Source organism: Acinetobacter sichuanensis, assembly GCF_003024515.2.
In the GTDB taxonomy this organism is placed as follows: Bacteria; Pseudomonadota; Gammaproteobacteria; order Pseudomonadales; family Moraxellaceae; genus Acinetobacter; species Acinetobacter sichuanensis.
On the sequence record NZ_PYIX02000077.1, the window covers coordinates 1 to 6,020 of the forward strand.

Sequence of the window (6,020 nt, forward strand, 5' to 3'; positions counted from 1 at the left end):
TACTATAAAAAACTGTATATACATACAGTTTTTTATAGCGCGAGATACTGCTAAATGACCACACTGCTCAACTACGGCCGCAGATAACTACCGTATAGCCGTCTCTGAGGAGCAGCGTTAAAGGGGGAGAGGGCATACGCTCACTGTTGCTTTAACAGAGCCAACTGAAATTTCCGGAACCGGACGTTAGATGATTTTCCTGCGCATATACCGGAGTCGGCACAATGCGGACATACGGAGCGGCCTGATCGATGTCTTTAGCTGCGATTTAGCTGCCGCTATAAAGGAAGATTGAAAGAACACCTCTCATCTTATGATGCTGAGGTGCTTAGTACCCGCCAAGTTGCCTTAGTTATAAGAAGCGAAAATTTCTCTACCTATTTTGGCAATAGCTTTATTTCTCTCGTCAAACGAAGCTTCAGTCTGGGTGAGATATATCGCAACAATTAATGGCTGCTGTTCATTTGACCAAATCGCAGCGGTGATTCCCCTAGACCCAAAACCACCAGCACCCGACCTATCAGCAATTGACCACCCCTCTGGTAGCACTGAACGCAACAAGCTATCGGACACCTTGTTGCCAGCCATCCATTCAATTAATTGTTCTTTAGAGCCACTTGAGAGTTTCTCGCCATAAAGCAGTTTCCCGAGGCTTTTTACAATCGCGTTAGGTGTTGTTGTATCACGCTCATCCCCGCTTCGCGCTTCATTTAAATGAGGCTCTATACGATCCAGTCGCGTTACTTCATCACCGAGTTCTTTCATGAACAAGGTCAATTCAGATGGGCCACTAATACCGTCCAGTACTATATTAGCCGCTGTGTTGTCACTCATAACCAGTGCAGCCGTGCAAGCCTGCTTGAGGGAAAAGCTCTCTCCAACAAGCTTTTCTGTTATCGGCGACCAAGTAATAAGGTCTTGTTCCTCAATCTTCACAGATCGATCAATCGACAGCTTCGCCGTTTCAACATCGTGGAGCAATTTCGCACATGCAAGAGGTTTAAAGGTGCTCATCAACGGAAAACGTGAATCGCCGTTGTAATGCCAAAGGTAACCATCAGAAACGCTGTAGATTGAGACTCCTACTTTAGCACCCAGGTTTTGCTCTACCTCTTTGATGCTGTTGACTATCAGGTCTGGAGAAGAGTTGGCAGGAATGCTGAGGGTTAAGCTGCTTAACAGCGATACAAAAACAACAAATTTGGAGTACATACGATAGTTTTTTCCTAGATATAAAGAAAGGTGTTTCCTGCTCGCGATGATACATCAAAACGAATATCGATTAAAGAATTAGCGTCTGTTATGGGTCGCGACCTGCGGTTTAAAGCAGCTTCGAGTGAAAGAGAATTGCGTCTGCTTTACCAGTTTGTTTAAAAACTCTCACGGTTCGGAGTGGGCCAGCGCTTATCGAGGCCACCGAAGTTGTTCCGTCTCGCCTGAGTCGGACAAGGCCATTTATATTATTTAGTTAACTAGCCTAACTCAACTTTGCTCGGATGAGCGCTAAGGCAACCAATTAGGGGATCCCAGCGGGGATCAGTGAAAAAACTCGACCGAGTGATAGTTGTCAACGCCGTAAAAGTAGGTATGAACGAGATTTATCTTACTATCTTATTATTTTTTCGTTATTTATTAATAGATTTCAGAACATTGACAAAAAAGAGCAATATGGGAAAAGGGCAGGTGAAGGAAATCCAGCTGATAATAATTCAGCTGCAATAGGAATTTGTAAAAGCGAGTTAGATCTGACGTGCTCGAGGTCAAGAATATCGCTTATCTTTTTATTTGCACCGCTAAATGCGATAACTTTCGTTTCAGGTTTTCCTGACGTTGAACTGCAAGTAGACATGAAAAAAACCTTACTATGATTTGAGACCCATTGTATTGAGAGCTGTATGTTTGTTCAAATATTTCTTAAAAGTTACCAATACACAATGGGTTATCCTTGGAGTTAGAATAAAGATCGTCTATCTTATGAATAATAAAATTTACACGTAATATGTCAGAGATGATGCCAATTATTCATTACTTAACAGTACAGGTTTGCAAACGGGTATTCATAGAGCCTAACTACGGCGTAATGCGTTCTAATGATCCATTAGTTATAGATCCTGATCTATCAATGCAGCCATTATGTTTACTTGGCATCTCCGTCAATGATTTTCCATTAAATTACACGGAATATTATGAAAAAAATGACAGTAGTTGTTCCCTGTCAAAATTCTTGAAGACTTTTTGGAGCCGTTACTACAAGACTAATGGCCCAAATATTCCATTAGTTTTTGGAATACCAGATATCCTGGTTATCGATCATCGTGTGAAGGATATTATTAATCAATCATTTTATAGTTGGTTAGACTCGAATAATATTCAATATGAGTTTTCTGATAGTAAGAATAAAAAAGCTATTGCTAATTTTCGTCAGCATCAACACTATCCTTATATTGAATGTTACTCTGAGATAGACGTCCTAGATACATATAAAACTAAAAATGAAGAATATGCCTTACCTTTATCCGTTCTAAACACGATGACTAACTATTTAGATAGTGTTTTTCTCTTATCAAAGCATCGTAAAACTTTAATAGCGTATACCAGCAGACCTATTAAGCATCCAACATTTACAGAGTGCTGTCCTAACGATCTCCGACTATTTGACATTACACCTTTAGAAAGTAAAGCCGATAGAACTTTACAGGATGCATATTGGGTTAGCTCCGATTTAGAAAATGGCAATTATGGATACTTGCGGAATAGACAAGTGAAAGAAGACATAGATTGCACCAGAGAAGATAAAAAAGCTTTTTTGGCCCTAATAAAATCATTGCCAGTTACTCAATGGATGGATATTTTTACAAGCAATCAGATTGAATTATTGAATCAATTAAAAAAACAACGATACAAAGACACAATTGATATCGATCAGATTAATTACGCAGATATGTGTTTTAAATTAGGGTTAAGTAGGGATTCTCAATACACAGTTTTAGCACTGGAGACATCTAAATTAAAACGTTCTGAAATGATTGAACTTTGGGATCAATATTCTCATGGAGGTGATGTTAAGTACTCTTGTGAAATTATGCTTCCTGACTGGTACTCTTCGCGAAATGATAAAATTTACAGATATTTTTATTTATCTATGTGGAACAGCAGCATTATTTTCATAAGTGAATCAGGATCTCCAGCAACAAAATGTTTTGATCAAGATGAATGCATTAATTACATGTCAAAAAATCAATTCAAAATACATAATTTAAGTAATATCGTTGATATACGTCACTTTGATGAATTGCTATTAAACAACAGGCAATATTTATTGAACATCGTTAAAGAAATGGATGCTTTTGAACTTTTAAAGGACCTAAATACCGTATAAAACAGAGTGTGGAAACACACTCTGTTTTATAGAAAATGATTTCTATTGGATATAATTGGACAAGTAATTATAAATACTCGGATCTTCAATATCCGATGGGAATCCACGATCACAGACAAGGATAAACTTATTCCCCTGCTTTATAATTAATGGCTCTGTTCCATATCAAAGGCTTTTTAAATACCCAAAATGGAATCTCAGCTGGAAGTGATGTGTTGTACAACCAGATCCCACTTGAAGCTGGTAGAACGGTTTGGGACAGTAAAGCAAATTGGTTTAAGTGTAATTATTAATTTTATTATCTAGCTTAAAAAGAGGTCATTAGGGACCTCTTTTTTTAACTCATAATTTATAGAATGCAAATAGCCTTATGAGGCCAGACTATATTCCTGTTCATGAGTAAAGTTGGCCAGAACCAGTGCATAAGATAAATCAGGTGGTACTGAGTTACCGACCATACGATATTGGTCTTGTTTAGTTAACTTCAATTGTTGGTTATTTTCATCATGTCCATAACTGAAAATATAATCATGCGGAAAGCCTTGAGCCTTATAAAGTTCAAATGGTTGAAGCATTCTAAAGCCAATATCTTCAATACAATAGCGTTCACCATTGATTTCAATGATTCCAAATTTTTCAAAAAGTTCATTTTTGAAATTTAACCCTTCAGTAAATCTCGTTAATAAAGCTCGTACCTCTGCAAATTGATTTACTGTTGTGAGTGTATGCATAGGTTCATTTAACTCTTGGCCAGTACATCCATTTTTCATTTTTGAAAGGTGACAAACATATAGTGAGTGGGTACCGCCTTTAGTTTCAGCTGTAATTGTCCTCAAAGGCTCATCGATCGGCATTGATCTCCGACTTGATCCATTTGCACATTCTGTAAGAATTGGAGCAGCTGCATCAACGATATATGGCTCTGGATTATGAACGATATATTTCAAAATACCGCGAACAATACGCTCTAACGTAGCTGGTGCCAGTGCTTTTTTTCTTTTAAATATACTAGGGCAATCAAAACTTAGATCTACGCATTCAGCAGCTGTACGCCATGGCAATAAACGTCCCTTTTTTACAAGACTGGTATTAGGATTACCATGGGTTTCCTTTGGCCATACGATTGGCAATCCATCACGGCGAGCTATTAAGAAAAATCGATTTCGTATAGTTGGTGAACCGAAGTCACATGCTTTTAATTCTTTGTATTCAACTGAGTATCCTTGATATTTCAATGCATTTACAAAGCAATTAAACGTTCGTCCCTTACGCTTTGGGCATGGACGTCCATCTTTATCAAGGTCACCCCATTCTGCAAACTCCGTTACATTTTCAAGCATTATTACACGAGGTCGAACCTTTGCTGCCCAGCGCAATGCAATCCAGGCCAATCCCCTAATGTTTTTATTGAGAGGTTTACCTCCCTTAGCTTTGGAATGGTGTTTACAGTCTGGGCTCAACCAGACTAATCCAACGGGTTGATTACCAGTGATTTCAACTGGATCTACATCCCAAACACTTTCACAATAATGTTTTGTAAGAGGATGATTTACCCGGTGCATCGCCAAAGCTTTAGGATCATGATTAATAGCAATATCAATCGGTCTCCCAAATGCACGTTCTAAACCGGTTGATGTTCCACCACCCCCGGCAAAATTATCAACAATAAGTTCGTGTGGTAATAAATTAAACATAATATAAACTCCAAGTTTTTGGCTTTTTGCCACTAAATTCGTGTACGCGAATACTGTATGAATACTTAGGCAAGCATTAGTTCATTTATAGAATCAATGGCTGCCAAATCATCATAATCATAGTAAGCATCATCGATGGCAGACGAAATTTCATATTCAGAAACTCCTGAATTCAGAGCGAGTTTTAAAAGATTCCGGTCTAATCGGTCATATTTGTTTGAAAATGCCATCAGTTTATGGTCATGCGCGTTATTGGCCATAAAGAATGAATATGCAAAACCAACAGGCGTTACACTTCGAGCATTTTTAGTGGCCAAGCTTTTCCCACCATATAACTTGTGCATTTTAGATCCCTCTATAGGCTCTACTGGTGCAATAGGTAGGTCAGCATTAAATCTACCCCATAATAAGGTTTTCTTAGTGTAAGTATCCCCAAAATGAAACGGATCAAACGACAGACGCCACGGCGACAACCCGGTTAAGCTCGCAATACGCCCTACTGGATTCTCAATTGCCCAAATATTCGGTTTAAAAAATTCAATTGTTCTTAAAGTTTGGTACACCAGCTCAATACTGCTTAACGTGCGACCATCAGCATCTTTGGCGGTAAAATGTCTTGCACCAGAAACAGCAAAGTCAGTACATGGGCATGCAGCTAAAATCGCATGAACGTCCAAACCATCAAAGCATGCAAAAAGCTCGTTAAAGAATTCCACGCTGAAGTTATTAATATCGCCAAAATAAGGATCTGCCTGTATATCAAAGCGAAATACTTGATAGCCAGCATCAACCCATGGTTGAGACCATGTGCCAGACAAATCAAAAAGAGAAATGACAATTTTTTGGTTGTTTTGGTTGCGGATCGTTGGATCTAGATATTGGTTAAACGCAACGTTTTTCCATTGTTCTAAACGCTCTAATGCGGAAGATCTGGACATCCAGCCATT

The 6,020-nt window shown here is 38.6% G+C and carries 4 protein-coding genes; 1 reads left to right on the forward strand and 3 read right to left on the reverse strand.

The window, feature by feature from the left end:
- Positions 1–348: 348 nt before the first annotated feature.
- Positions 349–1,212, reverse strand: coding sequence for a class A beta-lactamase (gene bla / locus C9E89_RS21100; protein WP_102139633.1), 864 nt, complete (start codon positions 1,210–1,212; stop codon positions 349–351).
- A 796-nt stretch (positions 1,213–2,008) separates the two neighbouring features.
- Between bla and C9E89_RS21110 the strand changes: the two genes are divergently transcribed.
- Positions 2,009–3,379, forward strand: coding sequence for a hypothetical protein (locus tag C9E89_RS21110; RefSeq protein WP_227553500.1), 1,371 nt, complete (start codon positions 2,009–2,011; stop codon positions 3,377–3,379).
- Positions 3,380–3,747: 368 nt separating this feature from the next.
- On the opposite strand, the gene C9E89_RS21115 is transcribed toward C9E89_RS21110, so the two are convergent.
- Together C9E89_RS21115 and C9E89_RS21120 are read right to left on the reverse strand one after the other, a co-directional pair.
- Positions 3,748–5,073 carry a DNA cytosine methyltransferase gene (locus C9E89_RS21115; RefSeq protein ID WP_005006017.1) on the reverse strand — a complete coding sequence of 442 codons (1,326 nt, stop codon included), beginning with the start codon at positions 5,071–5,073 and terminating at the stop codon, positions 3,748–3,750.
- Positions 5,074–5,138: 65 nt separating this feature from the next.
- On the reverse strand, positions 5,139–6,020 hold an 882-nt coding region (locus tag C9E89_RS21120; RefSeq protein ID WP_107010116.1), incomplete at its 5' end, for a DNA cytosine methyltransferase.